Here is a 23,478-nt window from a genome sequence, read left to right on the forward strand (position 1 = left end):
GAGTGATGACAGAACCGCGACAAAGTCATGAATTGCTTGGAATTTTGATTAACCGCTTGCTGAACAGGGCTGTGAGAAAGTCGTTTCCGGCGGCCTCTGCCCGGCCGCGCAACCGACCGCGTCCGCGGGCCGTCGACCAGCGGATCTGCCCGCCAGGTCGCCGCGACAGACGCCGCACGAATCCGCCCACGCTGCTGCCGGCCATCACCTTGCCGCTCACCTGCCGATGGTTATGATGGCCGGGCCACCAAGGTCGGGCGCCAGCGGGCGCCGGCCGGCTTCCCCGCAAAAGGAGTGTTGCCATGAAGTTCCATCCCCTTGTCGTCAGCCTGCTGGGTGCCAGCCTGTGGCTGTCGGCCTGCGCGACTGATCCGGCCCCAGCCACCGCCAGTGTCGCCAATGCCAGCAGCGCCACGCCCGCCACGGCGACTGCGGCTACTGCCGACAACGCCGACGTCCATATCGATGCCCGCCCGTTCCCGCGCCAGTTCCAGCAGGGCGGCAGTGATTTCAGCATCCACCAGCCGCAGTACGACCAGTGGCAGGACGATCAGCTGAAGGGCCGTTTCGTGCTGTCGGTCGCCACCGGCAGCCACGCCGATGCCCAGGGCAAGCAGCAGGACGCATTTGATTACGGGGTGGTGCAGTTCAGCGCCCGCACCCAGATAGACAAGGAGGCGCGCGCGGTGGTGCTCAGCGATCTGCAGCTGGGCCCGGTCAGCTTCCCGACCGCCAAGGACAAGGAAGCCAGCTATCTGCAACTGGTCAAGAGCACTTTGCAGCCGGGCAAGACGCTGACGGTGTCACTGGATCAGCTGGAGTCGTCACTGGCTCTGTCGGCCATCGACAGCCGGCAGACCTCACTGCCGGTCAGCAACCAGCCGCCGGAGATCATCTTCCGCCAGGCACCGGCGGTGCTGGTGCAGATTGATGGCACGCCGACCCTGCGCGCGGCCGGCGGCGGGGTCGAACGGATCATCAACAGCCGCTCACTGCTGCTCAAGCAGGACAACCGCTATTACCTGTACCTGGCCGGCCATTGGGCCAGCGCCGCCGCGTTGCAGGGACCATGGAGCGCCGCCGGCAACGTCGATGCCGCCTTGCAGAAGGCGATGCAGCAGGCAGTCGCTGCGCAGCAGGTCGATACCCTGGAACAGGCCCCGGATGACCTCAAGCAGGCCTTCGCCAGCGGGCAACTGCCCGACATCAGCGTGCGCAGCCATCCGGCCGAGTTGATCACCACCCAGGGCGAACCCAGCTTCAGCGAGATCGCCGGCACCCGCCTCAGCTATGTCGACAACACCGGCGCCGATGTCTTTGTCGATGCCGCCCAGGACTACAGCTGGTACGCGCTGGTCTCCGGGCGCTGGTTCTCCGCCGCCAGCAGCCAGGGGCCATGGCAACACGTGGCCGCCAGTGCGCTGCCGGCCGACTTCAGCAAGATTCCCGCCGACAGCGAGAAGAGTGGCGTGCTGGCGTCGATTCCCGGCACCCCGGAATCACGCGAGGCGCTGATCGCCAACAGCATTCCGCAGACCGCCAGCGTCGACCGCAATGGTCCGAAACTCGATGTGCCCTACGACGGCAAGCCGGAGTTCAAGCCGATTGCCGGCACCGCGCTGCAATACGCCTGGAACACGCCGGTGCCGGTGATCCGGGTCGATGGCCAGCACTTCTACGCGGTCGACAAAGGCGTATGGTTCGCCGCCGCCGCCGCGACCGGCCCGTGGTCGGTGGCCGACAGCGTGCCGCAGGTGATCTACACCATCCCGACCAGTTCGCCGCTGCATTACGTCACCTACGTGCGTGTCTACGGCAGCACCGACGATGTGGTCTACGTCGGTTACACGCCGGGTTATTACGGCACCGTGGTCAACAACGACGTGGTCGTCTACGGCACCGGCTATGGCTGCGACCCGTGGCTGGGCGCGTACTGGTACGGCTGCCCGGCAACTTACGGCATGGGCGTGTACTTCGGCTGGAATCCCTGGGTCGGCTGGACCTTCGGCTGGGGCTGGGGCTTCTACGCCGGCTGGTACGGACCGTACAGCCCGTGGTGGGGTCCGTGGTACGGACCGGCCTATCCGTGGGGCTGGTGGGGCGGCGGCGCCGCGGCCTGGAATGTCTACGGTCACTGGGGCAATGCCGCCGTGCGCGGCACCGCCGCCGCCTGGGCCAATCCGTGGACCGGCAACTACGGCCGCGCGGCACGCGGTGGCTTCTACAACGAACGCACCGGCGGCCAAGGCATCGGCAGGGCCGGCATCAATACCAACGTCTACACCGGCACCACCCGGGCCGGCGCGCAGGGCATCCGCTACAACCCGCAGACCGGGCGGGTGGTGTCCGGTGGCGCGGTTGCGGCCAGCAATGCCTATACCGGGCGCGCCGGCGCAGCGGGCAATCGCAGCGTGGTCAACACCAATACCGGACGCATCACCAATGAGCGCGGCGCCGCTGTCTCCGGCCCGGCCGGTGCCGCCGGCGCCGGTGCCTTCAACAGCGATGGCGCGCGGGTCGATGCCGCCGGCGCCGGTGGTTTCCACTACAACGCCGACAGCGGCACCCTGAATAGCGGCGGCGCGGTCAAGATCAACGACAACGTGTTTGCCGGCAAGGATGGCAACGTCTACCGCTACAATGATGGCAACTGGCAGCAGGTGACGCGTCCGGACCGCAACGGTTCGGCCACCCTGCCGGCACAGGCCGGCAATCTGGATCGTGACCGCATCGCCCGTGATCGTGGCGAACAGCGGCTGCAGGGTGAACTGGCGCGGCCGTCACCCTACCAGCGCCAGCAGCAATACCAGCGGCCACAATCACGTCCGGTGGGCGGCTATCGCGGCAACCTCGGCGCACGTCCGGCCGGTGGCTTCCATGGCGGCGGTGGTTTCCGCGGTGGCGGCTTCAGGGGTGGTGGCTTCCGCCGTTGATGGCCGAGCCTGCATGAAACAAGAGACCCCGCCTGAAGCGGGGTCTTTTTTTGTTCTGCGGTGGTGGCACTCGATAATCCAAGCGCTATGACTGCGGCAAGCGCCGGCCAAACCGGCTGCGCTCGAACCACCAGCCCAGCGCGGCCAGCAACAGCCAGGCCAGCCACCACGGCCAGGGATTGCCCGGCTGCGGTTTGCCTGCGCCGGCAGTGGCTGCGGCGGCAGGCAATGATGCCAGTTGCGCGCTGGCCTGTTGCACCCGCGCGCGCTGCAAGGTGGTGCCGCTGTCGGCTGGATAGACAAACAAAGCCTGCTCATCCTTGCCCTGACGCAACACATGCCAACCGGCCTGTTGCGGCCAATAGCCGGCGCAACGACGAGTGCCGGTGACGGGATCGATCAGCAACCGTGTGGCCGCACCGGTGGGGTCGGTGATCCGGGCATCGTCGCCGAGCTGGCACAGGGCGATGCGATCGCCCTGCCAGATCGGCTCGTTCGCCGCCGCTGACGCTTGCGACTTGTCGACCCGCGCCAGCGTGGACAGCGCTTCGCTCCACAGGCGTGCATGGCGATCACCATGCCCCGCCAGCACCAGGGTGAAGGTATCGCTCAATGGCCACAGCGCAACCCTGCCCTGGCCGTGCGCGCGCCAGGCTGCCAGCACCTGGCCCTTGTCGCCAGCCAGCAACGGCACGCTGTCATCACTTGGCAGGCGCAGCCGGCGCACGCTCAACGATGAGGCTTGAGCGGCCGAGTTTGCCGCGTCGTCGGTCGTCGCCATGTCCGCATCCGGCGCCAGACGGACGCGGTCGATGACGGCGCCATTGCCGGTGACCGGCAATCCCAGCGCTTGCCATTGCTGTCGCTGCGCTGCGGTGAGCGCCGCGGTCGCCCGCAGCAACAAGCCCATGCCTTCGGATACGGCCTGGTTGATCGCGGCACGCGCGCCAGCACCGAGCTGCGACCAGGCGCGGTCGTCGATGATCAGCAGATCGAAGGCCTTCAAACCCTCGCGATCGACCCGCACCGTCGCATCGCCAAGTTGCGCACCGCCGCCGGCATCGATCCGAACCTGCAGGTCAATGCCGGCATCACTGGCCCAGCGCCGCAGGTATTTCAATTCCGGATTGGCGGCGCCGGCCAGCAGCAGCACCCGCGGTTGCCGGTATGGCAGCACCTGCAGCGGAACCGGCAGCTGTTCGATGCGCTGGCCTTTGTCGTCGAGCAGGCGCAGCTCGAACAACATGCGACCGGTGCTGCGGGCCACCCCATGTAACTGGAAATGACCGCTGCGCGGCAGCGTTTGCCGGTCGACCAGGTGTCCGCCGGGATCGCGCAGCTGCAACACTGCCGCTGCGCGCGTGCTGGCATGGCCGCTGACCACGAACCGTCCGCCCGCCGCCAACGCGGGCGGCAGTTGCAGCGCATCGATGCCATTCGGCAATGGCGGCACCTGCAACTGCAATGACAGCGGTTGCCAGCCATCACGGTCGCGAGCGATCAGTCCGTCACCGACGACGCTGATGCTGGAGGTGCCCGGATACGCGCGCAACGCACTGGCCAGATCCGGGAAACGTTTTGCCGCGCTGTCCGGTCCGGCCTCTGGCAACGCCACCCGCACTTCTCCAGCGCCAGTGTCGCGGCTCGATGACTGCACTGCGTCAGCATGTGCGGTCGATACCCGCATATGTCCGGCGCGGGTCGCGATGTCCGGCGGAAACAAGGCCAGGTACAGCAGGCCGGCCAGCAATGGCTGCAGCAGCAACAGCAATGCCACTCGCCAGTGGCGCGCGCGTTGCGTGGGCCCGGCGCGCCATTGCCAGTAACCGATCCGCACGCAGGACAGAACACTGAGCAGCAGCAGGGCGGCCATGGCAATCGCCGCGCTGGCCGGCATTGGCATGTTCATGGCTGGCCATCCTTTGCTGCAGGACCTTCCTGCAATGCCCGCAGGTAAGCGCGGCCTTGTGCGTCCGCGGCGGCGCGGCGACTGACCTGCGCCGCCGGCAGCGCCAGCAACGACCACAACTGCGCACGCAATTGCTGTCGGCAGGCAGCGCAGCCCGGCTGCTCGCGCACCCGCTCCAGCGCGGCGTGCACCGACAACGGATCGGCGACAGCGGTTTGCGGTTGACGCAGCCAGCGCTGCAGCGCATCCAGTTGTTGTTGCAGATCTGCCTGGTTAGCGGTTGACGGCGACTGCGCCAATGCCTGCCACAGCGCAACCACGGCCTCATCGGTGGCGGGTACCGCGGTCAACTGCAGGCTGGGGCGGACAATCCCCTTGCGCTCGCCGCTGAGGCGACGGCCCGGATCAATCGGTGGCAGTTCCGGACCGACCCGGGCCAGGTAGATGCGACTGGCCTGCTGGACCTGCTTGATCAAGCCAAGTGCTTTGTAGGCATAAGGCAACGCCTGCTTCGGATCGCCCTGGCGCAGGTGCAGCTCCGACTGCCACATCTGATCCAGCGCCTGCTTGAGCGTCGCCCGCGTTTCCGGATCCAGCAAGGTCGCGGCTTCGGCGTGATCATGGGTATGGCCATACTCACTCAGCACGTCGGTTTCGCTGCCGAACGCAGCACGCCCCGGCGCCTCCGCGCTGGCCGCATGATCATGACCGTCATGCCCCGCGGTGGCGTGCTGCTCGACGTGCGGATCATGATCGGCGTCATCGCTGTGGGTTTCGTGCTCGTGATCATGCGCGTGATCGTGTTCGTCGTCAGCAACACTGTCGGCATCATTGGTCGGCAGCATCGGCTTGCCTTCCGACTCTTCGCCGAGGAATTGTCCATAGCGCAGGCGCAGGATCCGTTGATCGACACCGATTGCGTCCGAGCGCTCGACGAATCTGTCCGCCGCCAGTGAAGGCTTCTGTTTCAGTAGCGCTTCGGCATCGATGATGATCTGGCGCTGGCTGCGGAAGTAGGCGGGCAACACCTGCTTGACGATGCCTTCCAGGCCGCTGGCCTGCTGCCCCAGATCCGCTGGCCAGCGCAGGATCAGGCTCTGGCTGCGCACGGTCTGTGGCGAAGGCTGGCGGTTGTCGCTGACCGACAACTGCACGATCACCTCGTCACCAGCGCTCAACCCCAGATCGGCGAATGACAACTGTTGCGAATAACGCTTGCGGCGCTGATCACCGCTACCGGCAATGGTCTGCTGGCGTTCGCTGAAGCGGACGTTCTCGCCGCTGCCCTGGGCCAGGATGATGCGCAGGTGTCCGCTGCCGGACACGCCATAATCGTCTTCAGCTTCGAACAGCAACTGCCATTGTTGCTGGCCCTGGCTGACCAGGCTCAGGCTCTGCTCCGGCTGCAGTACCTTGATCCGCGGCGGATGATCCGGCACCACTTCCAGTCGCTGACGCTTGCCGCCCGCCACTACGCCATCGGCTTTGACGCCGTTGCCAATCATCACCCGATACAGCGTTGATTGCTTCAATGTGGTCTGCGCCCGCCACAGATCACCGTCGCGTTGCAACGGCAGCTGGCTGCCATCCATCCACTGCAACGCCGCCACCCTGGGTTGCGGCGAGAACCGCAGCTGCCATTGCAGTTGCGTGCCGCTCACCGCTTTGACGTCCAGCGCCGACTGCACGCTCGGCCTGGCATGGGTATAGGCCGGTGGCTGTATCCGCAGCTGCGCAGCCTGCAGCTGGACCGGTTCCTTGGCCGCGCTGTGCTGACGGGTCGGGGTTGGTGACGATGACGAGCCCGTCAGCGAGGGCGTGGCTGGCCAGCAGGCCGCCACCGCAACCGCCGCGGCCAATGCCGTGGACACCGCCAGCGCTTTCAACGGCCAGCGTTGCCGCAGGTCCGGACGTTGCTGGCGCAGGCGCTGTTGCAGGCGCTGCTGCTGCAGCCGTTGCAACGGATTGAGGGTGTCGCTGCCCGTAAACAACAGGTCGGCGCTGTCCTCCAGTGCCGGGTAGCGCTGGTTGAGTTGCTGGCGCAACCAACCGCTGTCGAGCGAACGCCAGCGCCATGCTGCCAATGCCAACAGCATCAGCGACAGCACGATGGCGGTCACCGCCACCACGGCAACGGATGCCCACCGCTGTGCAAGCAGCAGCAGGGCAATCCACCACGGCAAGGCGAACCCCAGCAGCATGCCCACGTGCTGCCATCGCACGCGTCGGGCAATGCCATCGACAGGATTGGGAAGCAGCGTCGTCACGGCGCCGCGCCTCGCGAGCGGCGGGTTGCCAGCCACCGTTCGGCGGCAAACAGCAGCAGGATGATCGGCAGCAACCAGTCACGCAGATCGCGTGGAACCGCCCGCCCCGGCTCGGCACCGGTCAATGGCCTGAAAGTGTCGGCGGCCACGCGTGACGGCGCCGTGGTCTCTGGCTGCAACGCCTGCCGCAGTGTCGCTGGAAATTCCGCCTGCAGCAGCTGCGGCATCGACGAGGGCCGCAGCGGCTGGCTGAAACGCAGCACACGACCACGTTGCCAGCGGGTGGCCTGCAGCAGCGGCTGGCCATCGCCGGCATTGCTCGCGGCTGGCGCAAGCACCGGTTGCTTCCCCTTGGCGGCCGCGACCGGCAGCTGGACAGTCGAAGGCAACACCAGACTGCCACCGTCACTGACCCAGCGCCACACAGCAGCCGGCACCGGATCCGGTAACCACCAGAACAACACCATCTTGCCGTCCGCCGGCACCTCCTTGCCTGCTGATGTCGCGATCGCTGCGTGCTCATCACGGTGACCAGCCGCATACCCGCTCTGCCGGGTTGCAGGTGTCTGCCAGGCGTTCAGCGCCGCACGCAGATAGCGTCCACCCGGCACGCAGTTGTCGCCACAGTCCTGCGCCACTCGCAGATCCACCGCCAGCGTCCGTGTACGCGCTGCGGCTGGAGCAGGCATCTGCCCCGGCAGCACCCGCCAGTCAATCCCGCGTGACAGTCGTGGCCTTTGCGCATCGACGCCCTGCAATACCGACGGCACGATCACGGTCAGCGGGGTCGCCGCTGGCAGCTCCTGATCCAGTTGCCGCAACAGGCTGCTGATCGAAGCAGCGTCGGCGGGCGCCGGTAACGTTGGTACATCCGCCAGCGCCGGCCATTGTGGCGCGAGCCAATGCAATCGGGCGTCCAGCGGCAGCGGCAACGCCGACAATTGCCCGGCATCGACCCCGGGCGCCACCGCCACCCACGGCCGCCGATCCGGTGCGCCCGACAACACCGGCCGCGCCAGCCAAAGTGCCAGCAGTGCCAGCAACAGCAGGCGCAAGACCAGCAGCAGCCATTCGTCGAACCGTATCTGCCGACGCGGCCTGGGTTTGCGTCGCAGCCAGCGCAGCGCCGCAAACGGCAGCGGCGTCTGTTGGCTGCGTCGCGCCAGATGCAGCAGCAGCGGCAACAGCAGCGCAGCCAGTGCGGCCAACCCGGCCGGTAATAACAGAGCCAGGCTCATGCGGGCCCGGTCCCGGCGCGACCTGCAAACAGCTGCCGCAGTGGTTGATCAAGCGGTTGATCCATATAGCAGGTGGCATGCCGAATACCGGCAGCCTGCAAGCGCGCCTGCAACCCCTGTCGCGCTTGGCCGAACCGGCGCAGGTAGTCCTCGCGCATGCTGGCGGCATCGCCCGGCAGCTGTTCGCCAGTTTCCGGATCAACAAACAGATGGCCACCACGAAACGGAAAATCGCGTTCGTCGCTGCTCAGGATCGGCAACGCGATCACTTCGCGGCCTGCGGCGGCCAATCGCTCACACAATGCGATGCTGGCGTCGTCGAAGAAGTCGCCGAGCGCGATCACCAGATCATTGGCCGCAATCCGCTGCCACACCGGCAACAACTGATCGCCTTCGACCAGACCGCCGTGGGCGCGCATGCGCTGCAATGCCAGCCACAATCGGTCCCGATGGCGGCTACCCTGACCAGGGCCGAGCAACTGCAGGCCGTCGCTGCACAGGCCAATGAACCCGAACCGGTCGCCCTGGCGCAGCGCCAGCTCGGCAATGCAGGCGGCCAATATCTGCGCCGCCTGCAAACGGCTGCGACCGTCGCCGCTTTCGATCTGTTGCATCGACGCGCTGCCATCGATCAGCAGCCATACCGTCAGCGGGCTCTCGCGCTCGGCTTCACGGACGAAAAAGCGGTCCGAACGCGCATACAGTTTCCAGTCGATCTGGCGCAGCTCATCGCCGGGTTCGTAACCGCGGTACTGGGCGAATTCCAGTCCCGCACCACGGCTGCGACTGTGGTGCAGGCCGACCCCGCGCTGGCCGGAAGCACGCCGCGCCAGCAGGCGCAGGTCCTTGAGGCGACTACGGACATCGGCAGGAATCAACGGCGGCTGCATTGGCGCGATCAGTCCAGCGGCACAGCCCGCAACAACTCGGCGATCACATGATCGGCATCGATCTGTTCGGCCTCGGCGGCGAATGACAGCAGCAGGCGATGACGCATCACCGGTGCGGCCAATGCAGCGATGTCCTCGCGGGTAGCGGCCAGCCGGCCCTGCAACAGCGCGCGCGCCTTGGCCGCCAGCACCAGCGATTGGCCGGCCCGCGGGCCAGCGCCCCAGCGCACATAGCTGCGAACCGCCTGCGGCGCGGATTCGCCTGGACGACTGGCGCGCACCAGCCGGGTCACCCAGGCCAGCAGATCTTCGCCAAAGTGCACGTCGCGTACGTATGCCTGCAACGCGATCACATCATCGGCATGCATCACCTGCGGCACCGCGGCATGGGTACTGCCGGTGGTCTGCAGCAGGATGTCGTGCTCTTCCTGCTCGCTGGGATAGTCGACCCGGATGTGCAGCAGGAAGCGATCCAGCTGTGCTTCCGGCAATGGATAGGTCCCAGCCTGCTCCAGAGGATTCTGGGTCGCCAGCACGAAGAACGGCGTCGGCAGCTGATGGGTGGTGCCGGCGTAGCTGACGGTGCGCTCCTGCATCGCTTCCAGCAATGCCGCCTGGGTTTTCGGCGGCGTGCGGTTGAGCTCGTCGGCCAGCAGCAGATGGGTGAATACCGGACCGGGCTGGAAACGGAAATGGCGATGACCGGTGCCATGATCTTCTTCCAGCAATTCGGTGCCAAGGATGTCGCTGGGCATCAAATCCGGGGTGAACTGCACGCGCCGGAATTGCAGTTCCAACGCCTGTCCCAGCGATCGCACCAGCAAGGTCTTGCCCAGTCCGGGGACACCTTCCAGCAGGCAGTGACCGCCAGCCAACAAGCCAATCAGCAGTTGTTCGACCACCTCGTTCTGGCCGACGATGGCCTGGCCGATGGCGCGGCGCAGTTGGCCCAGTTGTTCAAGGTGCTGCTGGATGTCGGTTTCGCTGATGGTGTTCATGGGATTCCAGATTCTGTGGTACCGGAGTTCGCCACCCGGTTCAGGCGTTCAATGCATACATGACGATGTTGACCGCGAAGCGGGTGTTGTCCTCGGCCAGGAAGCGCTTGTTGCGCCAGTCATAGTCCCACTCGCAGCCGTAATCCTTGTTGCTGTACAACACGCCGAGCCGGCCGTCGATGTCGATGCCCTTCAGATAGTCGTGGACCAGGTCATCGCCCCAGCCGTTGAGCTCCATCCCGGTCGCCGGTGGCCCGTCGGCGAACTTGAAGAAACTGCGATAGAGCGGATGCTGGTTTGATAGTTTCTTCAACGCCGTGTTGCCGAAAATCGTCGCCATCTGCTGCTCGAATGACTTGGCGAACAGGCCATCGATATCGTGGTTGCAATCGTCGACCAGGACGAAACCGCCATTGCGCACGTAGTTTTCGAAATTGCGCCGCTCGGCCGGGTTGAACTCGACCAGCTTGTGCCCGGCCAAGTAGCAGAACGGCGCGCTCAGCATTGCCGGATCGGCCAGCGCCACGACATGTTCCTTCGGATCCACGCGCAGGTTGGTGTAATCGATCAGCGCGGTGATGACATTCGATGGCATCCGCTGATCAACATCCCAGTCACCGGAGTCGTACTTCAGGCGGGTGAACCAGAAATCGTAGTCGGCCGTCGCCGCATCCACGCCACGCGGCAATCCCGCCAGCAGCGCACCACCCAATCCGCCAGCGAGCAAACGCAGGAATTCGGCGCGGGTCATCTCTACTTGCCCCCACCCCGGCCCTCCCCCGCAAGCGGGGGAGGGAGCAAAGCCAATGCGGTTGCTGTTTCGTAGCTGCTGGGAATCAATTGCGGGTCTTCTTCACTAGCGCAGTGTTCCACTCCTTCCCCCGCTTGCGGGGGAAGGCCGGGATGGGGGCAAACGAGTCAACTCACACCGCATCCGACAACGAGGTGAAGGTGAAATCGCGCAGCTTCATCGGCGGAATCATCATCACGAAGCTGGACTCGTCGCCGGCCACGCGGATTGGCTTGCCCAGTTCTTCGATGTTGTTGAGCATGATCACCGGCGATTCGTTGAAGCGGAAGTTCTTAACCGGATACTTGATCTCACCGTTCTCGATGTAGAAGGTGCCGTCGCGGGTCAGGCCAGTCAGCAGCACGGTCTGCGGATCGACCATGCGGATGTACCAGGTGCGGGTCACCAGCACGCCACGCTCGGTGCTGCGAACCAGTTCGGAGGTGGATTTGCTGCCACCGGACATCAGCAGATTGCCGGGACTGCCGACCGCCTGCTTGCCCTGCTTCTGCGCCCAGAAACGCGAATAGTCCAGCGCGGTGACCTTGCCGTTCTTGACGATGTCCATGCGGGTGCGGGCCATGCCCTCGCCGTCCCACGGCAGCACCGGCGCTTCCGGGTGCCAGGGGTCGGCGCTGATGTTGACCTGCGGGTCGTAGACCTGCTCGCCCAGTTTGTTGCCGCCACCCTTCTTGGACAGGAAGCTGCGGCCTTCGTCGGCCTGGCGGGCGTCGAAGAAATTCATCATGAACGAGACCAGCCCGGCGGCAGCGGCCGGTTCCAGGATGACGGTGTACTTGCCCGGCTCCAGCGCCTTGGCATCGGCCGAGGCACTGGCCTTGCGCATCGCGGTGCGGATGTCGCTGTCGGCGCTGAAATCGCTGGCGTCCTTGAGGTTGCGGCCGACCCAGCCGGAGCCGCGGCCGTCTTCGGTGCGCACGGTGCAGGTGTAGTCGAAGCGGGTGGCTTTCTGGTAACCGAAATTGCCCTTGCTGTTGGCGAACGCGACAAAGCTCTGGCCGTCTTCCAGGAAGCCGGCGGCGATCAGCTGCTCGGCCTTGCACGGGGCAATCGAATCGGCGGCGACCTTGGCCCTGAATTCCGGGGTGATGGCGGCCGTGGAATCGCTGAAGGTCGGGCTGGCGGTATAGGCCTGCTTGTCGATGGCCGGCATGAACTCGGGGTTTTCCGGCGCCAGCCGGGCCAGATCCTCGGCCCGGCGGACCACCCGTTCCAGCGCGGCGTCGTCGAATTCGTTGATGGTGGCCACGCCGGTGCGCTTGCCAAACGCAACCTGCACCGCCAGGTCGGCATCACTGACGATGCCGCTGGTGGAAATATTGTTGAGGGCGAAGCGGATGTTGCCGTCGACCGACCCGGTCAGGGTGGCGGTGCATTCGTCGGCCTTGGACAGGGCGATGACCTTGTCGAGGATGGCCTTGGCCTGTTCTTCGGTGAAGATGCTCATGTGAATCTCCTGGTAGCGCGGAATGAGTGCCGCTGCTTCCTGAAAGGGTTGCGGAACAGGCGCGGCGGGGCTGCCGCCGCGCGTGGCGGAATCAGCCCAGCGAACGCGCCGTGTTGATCACGTTGATGCCGTTGAAACGGGCCGTCGACGAACCATGCGACACCGCCGAGACCTGGCCCGGCTGGCCCTTGCCGTCGAAGAACGAGCCGCCCAGCCGGTAGTCGCTGTCGTCGCAGACGCCGACGCAGGCGTTCCAGAATTCCGGCGTGCGGATCTGGTAGGCCACGTCCTCGATCTGCTGGCCGATCTTGCCGTTCTTGATTTCGTAGAACAGCTGGCCGCCGAACTGCGCGTTGTAGCGCTGCTGGTCGATCGAGAACGAGCCGTCGCCGATGATGTAGATGCCGTCCTCGACCCCGCTGATCATCTGCTCCACGCTCATCGGCGTCTTGCCCGGCGCCAGCGACACATTGGCCATGCGCTGGAACTGCACGCTGGACCAGGAGTCTGCGTAGCAGCAGCCATCGGAGGCCGTCTTGCCGAGGATGTGGGCCTGGTCGCGAATGGCCTGGTAGTCGACCAGCTTGCCGTCGCTGATCAGATCCCAGCGCTTGGTCTTGACCCCTTCGTCGTCGTAAGCGACCGCGCCGAGGCTGCCCGGCTGGGTCTTGTCGGCGAAGATCGTCACCTGCTCGCTGCCGTACTGGAAATGCGCCTCGCGCTTGTCCAGGGTGGCGAAGCTGGTGCCGGCGTAATTGGCCTCGTAACCGAGCACACGATCAAGCTCCAGCGGATGGCCGACGCTTTCATGGATGGTCAGCCAGGTATGCGACGGATCCAGCACCAGGTCGTACTTGCCGGGCTTGACCGATGGCGCCTTGAGCTTGGCCCGCGCCTGTTTGGCCGCGGCAATCGCGTCTTCACGCATGTCGTAGGACAGGCCGTAGTTGGTGACCCCGTTGGGGGTGACGAACTTGCCCGACGCGGCACCATCGAGATATTCGAAGCCCATTCCCATCGGCGCCGACAGGCCGTCGCGGGTCCGGAACTTGCCGCTGGCCTTGTCGATGGCGGTGACCGTCATCGGTGCCCAGATCCGGTGCACGTCCTGATCGATGTAGCTGCCATCGGTGCTGGCGAAATACTTCTGTTCGTTGACCAGGAACAACATCGAGTTGACGAAGTCCGCCCCGGCGTTGAGTGCGTCGGCGTTGACTCCGAGCAGCAGGTCCACTTTCTCCTTCAATGGCACTTCCATCGCGTTCTTGCGGATTGGCGTGCGCCAGGCGACCTCGCCGACGCCGGCCACCGGTGCCAGTTGCACCGGGCTGGTCTGGGTCCTGGCGTTGGCCTTGGCGATGGCGGTTGCCTGGCGCGCGGCCTTGGCCACGCCTTCGCTGGTCAGTTCATTGGTGGCGGCAAAGCCCCAGGCGCCATTGACGATCACGCGGATGCCGGCACCGGTGGACTCGGTGTTGACCACGTTCTGCACCTTGTCTTCGCGGGTGATCACGAACTGGCGCAGGTAGCGGCCCACGCGTACGTCGCAGTAGCTGGCGCCGGCGCCAGTGGCCGCGGCGAGCGCGGCATCGGCCAACTGCTTCTTGACCGCCACGTCCAGGCTCGAGACCAGTTGTTCGGCGGCAATGGCCTTGCCGAAGAATGACGGCACCATCAGCCCGCCTACGCTGAGCCCGCCCAGGGTCAGGAAATCTCGTCTGTGCAAGGTTGCTACTCCCGTCTGTGGCCGCGCTTACACGGCCGTGTCGAATGATGTGCCGCGGTTGCCGCACCCCGTTTGATTCTCACGGCGGTTTGATCGGTGCGTCAAATGACTTTTGGCATAGAGGACGACACGGTTGCGCAGCGGCCGACAGGTGGCGGGCCGCGCCGGGGCTGTTCAATGGCCTCCCCGTCATGAACAAGGAAGGCGTTCAACCCAGGCTGCGCGCGGTATTGATCACATTGATGCCATCGAAGCGCGCCGTTGCCGAGGCATGCGACACCGCCGACACCTGCCCCGGCTGGCCCTTGCCGTCGAAGAACGAGCCGTTCATGCGCAGATCGCGCTGATCGCAGATCGCGGTGCAGGCATTCCAGAATTCCGGGGTCCGGATCTGATAGGCCACGTCCTCGATCTGGCGGCCAACCTGGCCCTGCTTGATTTCGAAGAACAACGCGCCGCCAAACTGCGCGTTGTAACGCTGCTGGTCAATCGAATAGGAACCCCGGCCGTGGATGTAGATGCCGTCTTCGACATCGGCGATCAGCTGTTGCACGCTCAACGGTGTCCTGCCCGGCGCCAGCGACACGTTGGCCATGCGCTGGAACTGCACGCTCGACCATGAATCGGCATAACTGCAACCGTGTGACTGGGCGTGGCCGATGATGTGCGCCTCGTCGCGGGTGGCCTGGTAGTCGACCAGTACGCCATCGCGGATCAGGTCCCAGCGTTTGCTCTTGACCCCTTCGTCGTCGTAGCCGACCGCGCCCAGGCTGTGCGGCTCGGTCTTGTCAGCGCTGAAGTTGACGATGGGGCTGCCGTACTGGAAACCGGCCTCGCGCTTGTCGAGGGTGGCGAAGCTGGTGCCGGCGTAATTGGCTTCGTAGCCCAGCACCCGGTCCAGCTCCAGCGGATGGCCGACACTCTCGTGGATGGTCAAGGCCAGATGGCTGGGATCCAGGACCAGATCATATTTGCCCGGCTTGGCCGACGCTGCACTGAGTTTGGCTCGTGCCTGGCGCGCGGCTTCGACCGCGTCCTCGCGCATGTCATAGGCGTTGCGATAGGCGATGACGCCACCGGGCAGCGCGAACTTTTCGGCCGGATCCGCGTTCAGGTATTCGAAGCCCATGCCCATCGGCGCCGACAGTCCGATGCGGCTGCGGAACTTGCCACTGGCCTTGTCGATGGCGGTGACCGTGAACGGCGCCCAGATCCGGTGCACGTCCTGGTCGATGTAACTACCATCGGTGCTGGCGAAATACTTCTGTTCGTTGACCAGGAACAGCTGCGAATTGATGTAGTCGGCACCGGCCGCGAGCGCGGCGGCATTCACTCCCAGCAGCAGATCGACCTTGTCCTGCAGCGGCACCGCCATCGCGTTGACCTGCAAAGGCGTGGCCCAGCGCTGCTCGCCCACGCCCGCAGTCGCCGCCAGCTGCACCGGCCGGGTCTGGCTGCGCGCATTGGCGCGGGCGATGGCGGCAGCCTGGCGGGCGGCAGCGGCAACCGCGTCAATGCTCTGCTGGTGGGTCGCGGCAAAGCCCCAGGCGCCGTCCAGCAACACCCGCACGCCGACCCCGGCCGACTCGCTGTTGACCACGTTCTGCACGCGGTCTTCGCGGGTGATGATCGACTGCCGCAGATAACGGCCCACGCGCACATCGCAATAGCTGGCGCCGGCCGCACGCGAGGCCTCCAGCGCGGCATCGGCCAATGCCTTGCGCTGGCGGGTATCGGCCGGCGCCAGCAGCGCCTCGGCGGCGATCAGGCGGCTGCCGGGCAACAACAGGCCGGTCAGGCCGATCATCGAGGAACCGAGGAACTCACGTCGCTGCATTGCTGTCCGCCTTTTGCATGTGTGTCATTGCTGCCGGCGACACTGGTCGTTGCCAACGCCAGCGTCAAGTGCGGCTGGTCACGAGCGCGACACCATCTCGACCGGCGCCTGGTGCACAATGTCCGCGCCATCCCCGCGCGGGCACCCCGCGAACACAGGAGCAGCAATGAAATCGCGCAGCAGTGGCAAGAACGACGGCGAAGACGACCAGCAAAGGCTGGCGGTGCTGATCGATGCCGACAACGCCCAGCCATCGGCGATCGAAGGACTGCTGGCGGAAGTCGCCAAGTACGGCGTCGCCAGCGTCAAGCGCATCTACGGCGACTTCACCAGCACCCGCATGACGCAATGGAAAAAGGTGCTGCTGAAGCATTCGATCCAGCCGGTCCAGCAGTTCGCCTACACCAGCGGCAAGAATGCCACCGACAGTTCGCTGATCATCGATGCGATGGATCTGCTGTACACCCATCGTTTTGATGGCTTCTGCCTGGTCAGCAGTGACAGCGATTTCACCCGGCTGGCACAACGGCTGCGCGAGGAAGGCCAGACCGTGTACGGCTTTGGCGAACGCAAGACGCCCGACGCCTTTGTCCAGGCCTGCGACAAGTTCATCTATACCGAGGTGCTGCGCAGCGGCGCGCAGGACAGCGACGGCGAGACCGAGGCTGGCGGCAAGGCCAAGCCGGTGAAGAAGTCGCCGGCGAAGAAAGCCACCAGCGGTGGAACCGGCCGCGGCAAGCAGGAAGCCGGCACTGACGATGGCAACGCGCGCAACGGCAAGTCGGCGGAGCCGCTGCCGCTGGAATTGCTGCGCCAGGCCATCGAAGACGCATCCGATGATCAGGACTGGGCCTTCCTTGGCGCGGTCGGCAGTTATCTCAACAAGGTCCGGCCGGATTTCGACCCGCGCCTGTACGGGCACAAGAAACTGAGCGATCTGTTCAAGTACCAGCCCAGGTATTTCGAACTGCAGGAACGCAGTCGCGACGGTAGCAACACCAAGCACTTCTACGTCCGCAGCCGTGACGCGTGATGGCAGGCGCCGATAAACCGCACGCACCTTCGTGCGAACGCAACCGGGAACCAATCCTGGCGGTGCTGCAACAGCACCTGCCAGCGCAAGGCGGGCGACTGCTGGAGATTGGTAGCGGCACCGGCCAGCACGCGGTGTATTTCGCCCAGGCGCTGCCGCGCTGGCGTTGGCAGTGCTCGGATTGCCAGCAACAGCTGGCCGGCATCAGCCAATGGCTGGATGAAGCGGCGCTGGGCAACACGCCGCCACCGTTGGCGCTGGACGTCACCGGTGACTGGCCAGAAACCGGTTACGAAGCGGTGTTCAGCGCCAACACGCTGCACATCATGGCGTGGCCGGCGGTGCAGTTGTTTTTTGCCGGTGTCGGCCGGGTACTTGCCAGCGGTGGCTTGCTGGTTGTCTACGGGCCGTTCAATTACCACGGCGAGTTCAGCTCACCGAGCAATCGCGAGTTCGATGCCTGGCTGAAGGCGCGCGATCCGCAATCGGGCATCCGCGACTTCGAGGCGGTCGACGCGCTGGCCCGCGGCCATGGGCTGCAGCTGGTCGAAGACCTCGCCATGCCGGCCAATAATCGCTGCCTGCTGTGGCGGCGCGTGAGCTGACTCAAACTTGCCTTCCGCCTCCCGCTTTTCGCGGTCTCGTGCAGGCGCTTCGTATATCCTGCGCGGATGTTCAAACTCGAAAACGTCAGCAAGGCCCACGGCGCCGTGCGTGTGCTGGACGGGATCAACCTGCAGATTGAAGCTGGCAGCACCACCGCCCTGATTGGTCCCAGCGGGGCGGGCAAGTCGACCATCCTGCGTTTGCTGCTGGGCCTGGACTGGCCGGATCAGGGCTGGGTGCTGTACCAGGACCAGCCGCTGTCGCGTGACACCCTGCTGCAACGCCGGCAACGCATCGGTTACGTGATCCAGGAAGGCGGTCTGTTTCCGCACCTGAGCGCGGCCGACAACGCCAGCCTGCTGGCACGCACGCTCGGCTGGTCAGCGGATCGGGTACAGGCGCGGCTGCGCGAGCTGGCGGATCTGTGCCAGCTGCGGTTCGAACTGCTGGCGCGCTTTCCAGCGGAACTCTCCGGTGGCCAGCGGCAACGGGTCGGGCTGGTGCGGGCATTGATGCTGGATCCTCCGGCATTACTGCTGGACGAGCCACTGGGCGCGCTGGATCCGATCGTGCGCCACGATTTGCAGACCGAGATGCAGGCGCTGTTCGCCGCGCTCGGCAAGACCGTGGTGCTGGTCACCCACGACGTGGCCGAAGCGGCCTATCTCGGTGATCAGCTGGTGTTGCTGCGCAAGGGCAGAATCGTTCAGCAGGGCAGTGCGCAGGCATTGCTGGAGCAACCAGTCGAGCCATTCGTGCAGCAGTTCATGACCGCCCAGCGCAGCCTGCGGGTGGGTGCGTGAAACGGCGGCCCGTTGTCGCGGCGATGAAGCGTGCAATACACGCAAGGTGGGCCCTTGCGCTGGTGCTGATGATGGGCCTGGCGATGATGGCGAATGCAACGCCGCCGGCGACATTGCACATCGGTTCGAAGAACTTCACCGAAGCGGTGATCCTCGGCGAGATCGGGGCCAACGCCGGACGCCGGCAAGGCCTGGTCATCGAACATCGGCGCCAGCTGGGCGGCACCCGCATCCTGTGGCGGGCGCTGGAGAACGGCTCGATCGACGCCTATGCCGAGTACACCGGCACCCTGGCGCAGGAGCTGCTGCAGATGCCCGATGCCGACATCCCCCAGTTGCGCGAGGCGCTGCGACAGCGCGGTCTGGGCATGACCGACTCGCTCGGCTTCAACAACACCTACGCGCTGGGCATGATGCAGGCGCGTGCGCGCGAGCTGGGGATACGCCGGATCTCCGATCTGGCCGCGCATCCGCAGTTGAAGATTGGCCTGAGCAACGAGTTCCTGTCGCGCGCCGATGGCTGGCCCGGCCTGCGCGAGCGGTACCGGTTGCGGCAACGGCCGAACGGACTGGACCATGACCTCGCCTATCGTGGCCTGCAGAGCGGCGCCATCGACGTCATCGATCTGTACAGCACCGACGCCGAGATCCCGTACTACCAGTTGCAGGTGCTGCAGGACGATCTGCAGTATTTCCCCGATTACCAGGCGGTGTTCCTGTATCGGCTGGATCTGCAGCAGCGTGCACCGCAGTGGCTGTCCGCACTGCAGGGCCTGGCCGGGCGCATCGACGCGGCGACGATGCAGCGTCTCAACCAGCAGGTGAAGATCGATAGCCGCAGTGAATCCGAGGTCGCCGCGCAGTGGTCGGGCGTGGCAGCGCCGGCACCGCGCAGCCGCGCTTCGCGCATCTGGCAGCGGACGATCGAGCACATGGCGCTGGTCGCGGTGTCATTGGGACTGGCATTGCTGGTGGCGCTGCCGTTGGGTGTGTTCGCCGCACGCCATCCGCGCTGGGGCCAGTGGATCCTGTCCATCACCGGCCTGCTGCAGACGCTGCCGTCGCTGGCGGTGTTCGTGTTCATGATTCCGTTGTTCGGCATTGGTGCGAAGCCGGCGATCGCCGCGCTGTTCCTGTACAGCCTGCTGCCGATCGTCCGCAACACCCATGCCGGCCTGACCGGGATCCCGCGTGATCTGCGTGAAACCGCCGCCGCCATCGGCCTGCCACCACGCACCCGCTTGTGGAAAGTAGAGCTGCCGTTGGCCCTGCGCACCATCCTGGCCGGGATCAAGATTGCCGCCGTCATCAACGTCGGCACTGCGACGCTGGGCGCGCTGATCGGCGCCGGTGGCTATGGCCAACCGATCCTGACCGGTATCCGCCTCGATGATATTCCGCTGATCCTGGAAGGCGCGATTCCGGCCGCCGGGCTGGCGTTGCTGGTGCAGGCCGGCTTCGAGCTGCTGGAACGCTGGCTGACCCCGCGAGGCCTGCGCTTGCCGGCGCGCGATTGATCCTCGATGCCGGCTCATTACGTGTTGTTAACGCATTCACCCTAAGCTTCCAGCCATGACCAGTATTACCGCCCTGGCCACAACGCCTTCCGCCACCAATCCCGCGCCAACCATGCCGCTGTTGGCCGCGCTGCTGCGGGTACGTGCGCGCAGCCGCGAGCTGGCCGCACCCTTGAGCGCCGAGGACGCGATGGTGCAGAGCATGGCCGATGCCAGCCCGGCGAAATGGCATCTGGCCCACACCACCTGGTTTTTCGAACGCTTCGTGCTGGCCGCCGAGGATGGCTACCGGGCCCTGCATCCGCACTGGGACTACCTGTTCAACAGTTACTACCAGGGGGCAGGCCCGATGCATGCGCGAGCGCAGCGCGGTCTGCTGTCACGGCCCGGCCTGAGCGAGGTGCTCGATTACCGCGGCGAAGTGGAGCAGCGACTGGCGCAGCGCTTGAGCGACGGCCGGTTGGCGCCGGCATTGCAGCAAGTGCTCGCCCTGGGTTTGCAGCACGAGCAGCAGCATCAGGAACTGCTGCTGACCGACATCAAGCACGCGTTTTTCAGCAATCCGCTACAACCGGCGTATCGCCAGGATCTGCGCTACGCCAGCGGCGCGGCCACGGCACTGGGCTGGCAGCGGCACGACGAAGCGCTGGCCGAGATCGGCGCGCACGCTTGGCCGGGCAACGATGCATTTGCCTACGACAACGAATCACCGCGGCACCGGGTGCTGGTGCCGGCGCATGCACTGGCCTGCCGTCCGGTCAGCAACCAGGAGTACGCCAGCTTCATCGAGGACGGCGGCTACCGGCGTCCGCAGCTGTGGATGAGCGACGGTTGGCAGCTGGTCCAGGAACAGGGATGGCAAGCGCCTTTGTACTGGCACACGCAGGAACCGCTTGAGTTCACCCTGGCCGGTTGGCGACCGCGCGATCCGCATGCACCGGTGTGTCATGTCAGCGGCTTCGAAGCCGATGCGTTCGCGCGCTGGGCCGGCGCCCGCCTGCCGAGCGAGGCCGAGTGGGAAGTGGCCGCGCAGGCGCAACCGGTGGCTGGCAATTTCGTCGAAGGCGATGCCCTTCATCCGCAGGCCTGCAGCGGACTAGCGCCAGTGCAGCAACTGTTCGGCGATGTCTGGGAATGGACCAGCAGCGCCTACGGCGCCTATCCAGGCTTCCGCACCCTGCCCGGCACCCTGGGCGAGTACAACGGCAAATTCATGAGCGGGCAACAAGTGTTGCGCGGTGGTAGCTGCGTCACGCCCGGCGACCACGTACGCGCCAGTTACCGCAATTTTTTCCCGCCTTCGGCGCGCTGGCAGTTTACCGGCATCCGCCTCGCAAAGGACCTGTGATGAACATCGAAACGGCCGCCGCTGCCATGTCACTGACCGATCTGCGCCCACAACCGGCCGACATCCTTGCCGATGTGCTGGACGGGCTGGCGCGCACGCCCAAGCAGTTGCCATCCAAATACTTTTATGACGCACATGGGTCCAGCCTGTTCGAAGCCATAACCCAACTGCCCGAGTACTACCTGACACGCACCGAGCTGGCATTGCTGGAACAGCGCATGCCCGATATTGCCGCGGCGGTCGGCGCCAACGCGCACGTGGTCGAATATGGCAGCGGCAGTGGCCGCAAGACCGAGTTGCTGCTGCAGGGGCTTCAGCAGCCGGTAGCCTATACACCGGTCGAGATATCGCGCAGCGTGCTGCTGGCCAGCACCCAGCGGATGGCCGGGGAATTGCCCGCTGTCGAAATGCTGCCGGTATGCGCGGATTTCACCCAGGCCATCGCACTGCCGCCACCCAGCCGCAGCGCGCGGCGTACGCTGATGTTCTTCCCGGGTTCGACCCTGGGCAACTTCACCCGCCCGCATGCGGTGGCGATCCTGCGGGCGATGCATCAGACCATGGGCAACGACGGAAGGGCCTTGATCGGGATTGATCTGGACAAGGATCCAGCGCTGATCGACGCTGCCTACAACGACAGTGCCGGCGTCACCGCACGCTTCACCCTCAACCTGCTGGCCCGGCTCAACCGCGAGATCGGCAGCAACTTCAACCTCGACCAGTTCCAGCATCGCGCCAGTTATGTGCGCGAGCGCGGCCGCATCGAAACTTTCCTGGTCAGTCTGATCGATCAGGATGTGCGCGTCGGCGGCCAGCTGTTCCACTTCGATCGCGATGAAGCCATGCAGGTCGAGTACAGCCACAAGTACACCGATCCCGGTTTCTCCGCTCTGGCGGCCGAGGCCGGCCTGGAAGTGGCCCAGCACTGGAATGATGCGCGTGACTGGTTCGGCTTGCGGCTGCTGCGGCCGATCGCGCCCGGCCAACGGCTGGAGGCCGCTGGCTGATGGAGCAGGATCTATGGATCCTGCTGCGAGTCGCGGCAGCGATGCTGCTGGGCGGTGTGCTCGGCATCGAACGCGAAATGGGACGGCACACCGCCGGCTTGCGCACCCATATGCTGATCAGTGGCGCCGCGTCCTTGATTGTCGGGCTGGGCGACGTGATCGCCAGCCATTTCGTCAACGAGCCCTATCGAGAACTGCTGCGGGTCGATCCGGTACGCCTGATCGAAGCGGTGGTGGCGGCGGTCGGCTTTGTTGGCGCCGGCGCGATCCTGCGTTCCAGCCGTAGCGATCAGGTCCGTGGCCTGACCACCGCCAGCTCGCTGTTGATGGCCGCGGCCATCGGCATCGCCACCGGGCTCGGCAACTATGTGCTGGCCTTCGGCGCATCGCTGCTGTGCGTGATCGTGCTCGGCGTGTTTCGCTGGGTCGAACGGCGGCTGGTCAAATCGCGGTAGCGGGCATTGCGACGTTAATGCCCGCCATCAAGCAACCGCGCCGGCCAGATTGGCCCGCGCCGCGGCTTCCAGCCGATCGTGGAACAACGCGGTGCTGTAGATGCGGGGGCGATCGAGGAAACCACGCAGGATTTCGCCTCGCTTGCGCTTGAACAGGAAGCCCGGCACATAGGCATATTCCTGGCGGATCTGACGCTCGTATTCGGCGAACCGCGCTGGCGCCGCACCCAGGATCGAAAGATCGATATCGACCAGCAACTGCGCGTCCGCCGATACCGGCAGCGCACGGTGGCAAGTGGCCATGATCAGTGCGTGCACGCGAGCGATGCAGGCGTCGGCGACGTTCGCCTGCTGCAGCGCCTGGGCGGCCCAGTCCGCGCTGCGTTGCTCGTTGTCAGCAGCCTTGACCTCGTAGACGGCGTCATGGAACCACAACGCCAGTTCGACTTCGTGCGGATGCAGGGCCAGCACCCTGCCCTGTTCGAATCCCTGCAGGCATTCGTCCAGGTGCTGCAGCGTGTGGTAATGCCGATGCGGCTGCGCGTACGCCGCCAGCAGACCCGCCAGCACCTCGTCGCCGTCGCCGTCGGCACCAATGCCGCGCCATGCGCGCTGCCAGCTGTCAGCCCGCCCGATCATGCCGCGCTGGCCAC

General features: G+C 65.6%; 18 protein-coding genes. 8 read left to right on the top strand and 10 right to left on the bottom strand.

Annotated features, from left to right (window positions below):
• The first annotated feature begins 302 nt into the window (after positions 1-302).
• Positions 303-2,933: a hypothetical protein gene (locus ABB29_RS00720; protein WP_057656687.1), complete on the top strand. Its 2,631-nt coding sequence runs from the start codon at positions 303-305 to the stop codon at positions 2,931-2,933.
• A gap of 85 nt (positions 2,934-3,018) precedes the next feature.
• Here ABB29_RS00720 and ABB29_RS00725 read toward each other — a convergent pair whose 3' ends face one another.
• From ABB29_RS00725 to ABB29_RS00765, 9 genes are all read right to left on the bottom strand, one after another.
• The gene (locus ABB29_RS00725; RefSeq protein ID WP_057656688.1) at positions 3,019-4,842 is read right to left on the bottom strand and encodes a hypothetical protein; all 1,824 of its coding nucleotides are present in this window, start codon (positions 4,840-4,842) and stop codon (positions 3,019-3,021) included.
• Entirely contained in the window at positions 4,839-7,109 is a 2,271-nt protein-coding gene (locus tag ABB29_RS00730) for a hypothetical protein (protein WP_245622498.1), read from the bottom strand. Before ABB29_RS00730 ends, ABB29_RS00725 begins: the two co-directional genes overlap by 4 nt.
• Positions 7,106-8,347 carry a BatA domain-containing protein gene (locus ABB29_RS00735; protein WP_083487318.1) on the bottom strand — a complete coding sequence of 414 codons (1,242 nt, stop codon included), beginning with the start codon at positions 8,345-8,347 and terminating at the stop codon, positions 7,106-7,108. The genes ABB29_RS00730 and ABB29_RS00735 overlap by 4 nt, the downstream gene beginning before the upstream one ends.
• On the bottom strand, positions 8,344-9,237 hold the full coding sequence (locus tag ABB29_RS00740) for a DUF58 domain-containing protein (RefSeq protein ID WP_057656690.1): 894 nt from the start codon (positions 9,235-9,237) through the stop codon (positions 8,344-8,346). The genes ABB29_RS00735 and ABB29_RS00740 overlap by 4 nt, the downstream gene beginning before the upstream one ends.
• Positions 9,238-9,245: 8 nt before the next feature.
• Positions 9,246-10,235, bottom strand: coding sequence for an AAA family ATPase (locus ABB29_RS00745; protein ID WP_057656691.1), 990 nt, complete (start codon positions 10,233-10,235; stop codon positions 9,246-9,248).
• A 40-nt stretch (positions 10,236-10,275) separates the two neighbouring features.
• Positions 10,276-10,986, bottom strand: coding sequence for a DUF4159 domain-containing protein (locus ABB29_RS00750; RefSeq protein WP_057656692.1), 711 nt, complete (start codon positions 10,984-10,986; stop codon positions 10,276-10,278).
• Positions 10,987-11,158: 172 nt separating this feature from the next.
• Positions 11,159-12,493 carry a TldD/PmbA family protein gene (locus ABB29_RS00755; RefSeq protein ID WP_057656693.1) on the bottom strand — a complete coding sequence of 445 codons (1,335 nt, stop codon included), beginning with the start codon at positions 12,491-12,493 and terminating at the stop codon, positions 11,159-11,161.
• Positions 12,494-12,584: 91 nt separating this feature from the next.
• Positions 12,585-14,219 (bottom strand): TldD/PmbA family protein, encoded by a 1,635-nt coding sequence (locus tag ABB29_RS00760; protein WP_057656694.1) that lies wholly within the window; start codon positions 14,217-14,219, stop codon positions 12,585-12,587.
• A gap of 208 nt (positions 14,220-14,427) precedes the next feature.
• A complete protein-coding gene (locus ABB29_RS00765) occupies positions 14,428-16,056 on the bottom strand; it encodes a TldD/PmbA family protein (RefSeq protein WP_057656695.1) in 1,629 nt (542 codons plus the stop codon).
• Between the two features lie 166 nt (positions 16,057-16,222).
• Here ABB29_RS00765 and ABB29_RS00770 point away from each other — a divergent pair, with 166 nt between their 5' ends.
• The 7 genes from ABB29_RS00770 to ABB29_RS00800 all read left to right on the top strand — a co-directional run bounded on the left by ABB29_RS00770 (position 16,223) and on the right by ABB29_RS00800 (position 22,825).
• The gene (locus ABB29_RS00770) at positions 16,223-17,089 is read left to right on the top strand and encodes an NYN domain-containing protein (RefSeq protein WP_057656696.1); all 867 of its coding nucleotides are present in this window, start codon (positions 16,223-16,225) and stop codon (positions 17,087-17,089) included.
• Complete coding sequence (locus ABB29_RS00775; protein WP_057656697.1) at positions 17,089-17,694, top strand: DUF938 domain-containing protein; 606 nt, start codon at positions 17,089-17,091, stop codon at positions 17,692-17,694. Before ABB29_RS00770 ends, ABB29_RS00775 begins: the two co-directional genes overlap by 1 nt.
• 66 nt (positions 17,695-17,760) lie before the next feature.
• Positions 17,761-18,498 carry an ATP-binding cassette domain-containing protein gene (locus ABB29_RS00780; RefSeq protein ID WP_057656698.1) on the top strand — a complete coding sequence of 246 codons (738 nt, stop codon included), beginning with the start codon at positions 17,761-17,763 and terminating at the stop codon, positions 18,496-18,498.
• A gap of 68 nt (positions 18,499-18,566) precedes the next feature.
• Positions 18,567-20,015 (top strand): ABC transporter permease/substrate-binding protein, encoded by a 1,449-nt coding sequence (locus tag ABB29_RS00785; protein ID WP_425414709.1) that lies wholly within the window; start codon positions 18,567-18,569, stop codon positions 20,013-20,015.
• 55 nt (positions 20,016-20,070) lie between these two features.
• The gene (egtB, locus tag ABB29_RS00790; RefSeq protein WP_083487319.1) at positions 20,071-21,363 is read left to right on the top strand and encodes an ergothioneine biosynthesis protein EgtB; all 1,293 of its coding nucleotides are present in this window, start codon (positions 20,071-20,073) and stop codon (positions 21,361-21,363) included.
• A 5-nt stretch (positions 21,364-21,368) separates the two neighbouring features.
• Positions 21,369-22,370 (top strand): L-histidine N(alpha)-methyltransferase, encoded by a 1,002-nt coding sequence (egtD, locus tag ABB29_RS00795; RefSeq protein WP_425414710.1) that lies wholly within the window; start codon positions 21,369-21,371, stop codon positions 22,368-22,370.
• Complete coding sequence (locus ABB29_RS00800; protein WP_057656700.1) at positions 22,370-22,825, top strand: MgtC/SapB family protein; 456 nt, start codon at positions 22,370-22,372, stop codon at positions 22,823-22,825. Before egtD ends, ABB29_RS00800 begins: the two co-directional genes overlap by 1 nt.
• Before the next feature lie 27 nt (positions 22,826-22,852).
• On the opposite strand, the gene ABB29_RS00805 is transcribed toward ABB29_RS00800, so the two are convergent.
• On the bottom strand, positions 22,853-23,464 hold the full coding sequence (locus ABB29_RS00805) for an HD domain-containing protein (RefSeq protein WP_057656701.1): 612 nt from the start codon (positions 23,462-23,464) through the stop codon (positions 22,853-22,855).
• Positions 23,465-23,478 lie beyond the last annotated feature (14 nt).

This window comes from Pseudoxanthomonas dokdonensis (genome assembly GCF_001431405.1).
Taxonomy (GTDB): Bacteria; Pseudomonadota; Gammaproteobacteria; order Xanthomonadales; family Xanthomonadaceae; genus Pseudoxanthomonas_A; species Pseudoxanthomonas_A dokdonensis.

Excerpts from the sequence above, each read along its gene's own strand:
- ABB29_RS00805 (WP_057656701.1), bottom strand. The coding sequence starts at position 23,464 with ATGATCGGGCGGGCTGACAGCTGGCAGCGCGCATGGCGCGGCATTGGT.
- egtB (WP_083487319.1), top strand. The coding sequence starts at position 20,071 with ATGACCAGTATTACCGCCCTGGCCACAACGCCTTCCGCCACCAATCCC.
- ABB29_RS00780 (WP_057656698.1), top strand. The coding sequence starts at position 17,761 with ATGTTCAAACTCGAAAACGTCAGCAAGGCCCACGGCGCCGTGCGTGTG.
- ABB29_RS00750 (WP_057656692.1), bottom strand. The coding sequence starts at position 10,986 with ATGACCCGCGCCGAATTCCTGCGTTTGCTCGCTGGCGGATTGGGTGGT.
- ABB29_RS00770 (WP_057656696.1), top strand. The coding sequence starts at position 16,223 with ATGAAATCGCGCAGCAGTGGCAAGAACGACGGCGAAGACGACCAGCAA.
- ABB29_RS00720 (WP_057656687.1), top strand. The coding sequence starts at position 303 with ATGAAGTTCCATCCCCTTGTCGTCAGCCTGCTGGGTGCCAGCCTGTGG.
- ABB29_RS00740 (WP_057656690.1), bottom strand. The coding sequence starts at position 9,237 with ATGCAGCCGCCGTTGATTCCTGCCGATGTCCGTAGTCGCCTCAAGGAC.
- ABB29_RS00785 (WP_425414709.1), top strand. The coding sequence starts at position 18,567 with ATGATGGGCCTGGCGATGATGGCGAATGCAACGCCGCCGGCGACATTG.
- ABB29_RS00735 (WP_083487318.1), bottom strand. The coding sequence starts at position 8,347 with ATGAGCCTGGCTCTGTTATTACCGGCCGGGTTGGCCGCACTGGCTGCG.
- ABB29_RS00800 (WP_057656700.1), top strand. The coding sequence starts at position 22,370 with ATGGAGCAGGATCTATGGATCCTGCTGCGAGTCGCGGCAGCGATGCTG.
- ABB29_RS00765 (WP_057656695.1), bottom strand. The coding sequence starts at position 16,056 with ATGCAGCGACGTGAGTTCCTCGGTTCCTCGATGATCGGCCTGACCGGC.
- ABB29_RS00775 (WP_057656697.1), top strand. The coding sequence starts at position 17,089 with ATGGCAGGCGCCGATAAACCGCACGCACCTTCGTGCGAACGCAACCGG.
- ABB29_RS00745 (WP_057656691.1), bottom strand. The coding sequence starts at position 10,235 with ATGAACACCATCAGCGAAACCGACATCCAGCAGCACCTTGAACAACTG.
- ABB29_RS00755 (WP_057656693.1), bottom strand. The coding sequence starts at position 12,493 with ATGAGCATCTTCACCGAAGAACAGGCCAAGGCCATCCTCGACAAGGTC.
- ABB29_RS00725 (WP_057656688.1), bottom strand. The coding sequence starts at position 4,842 with ATGAACATGCCAATGCCGGCCAGCGCGGCGATTGCCATGGCCGCCCTG.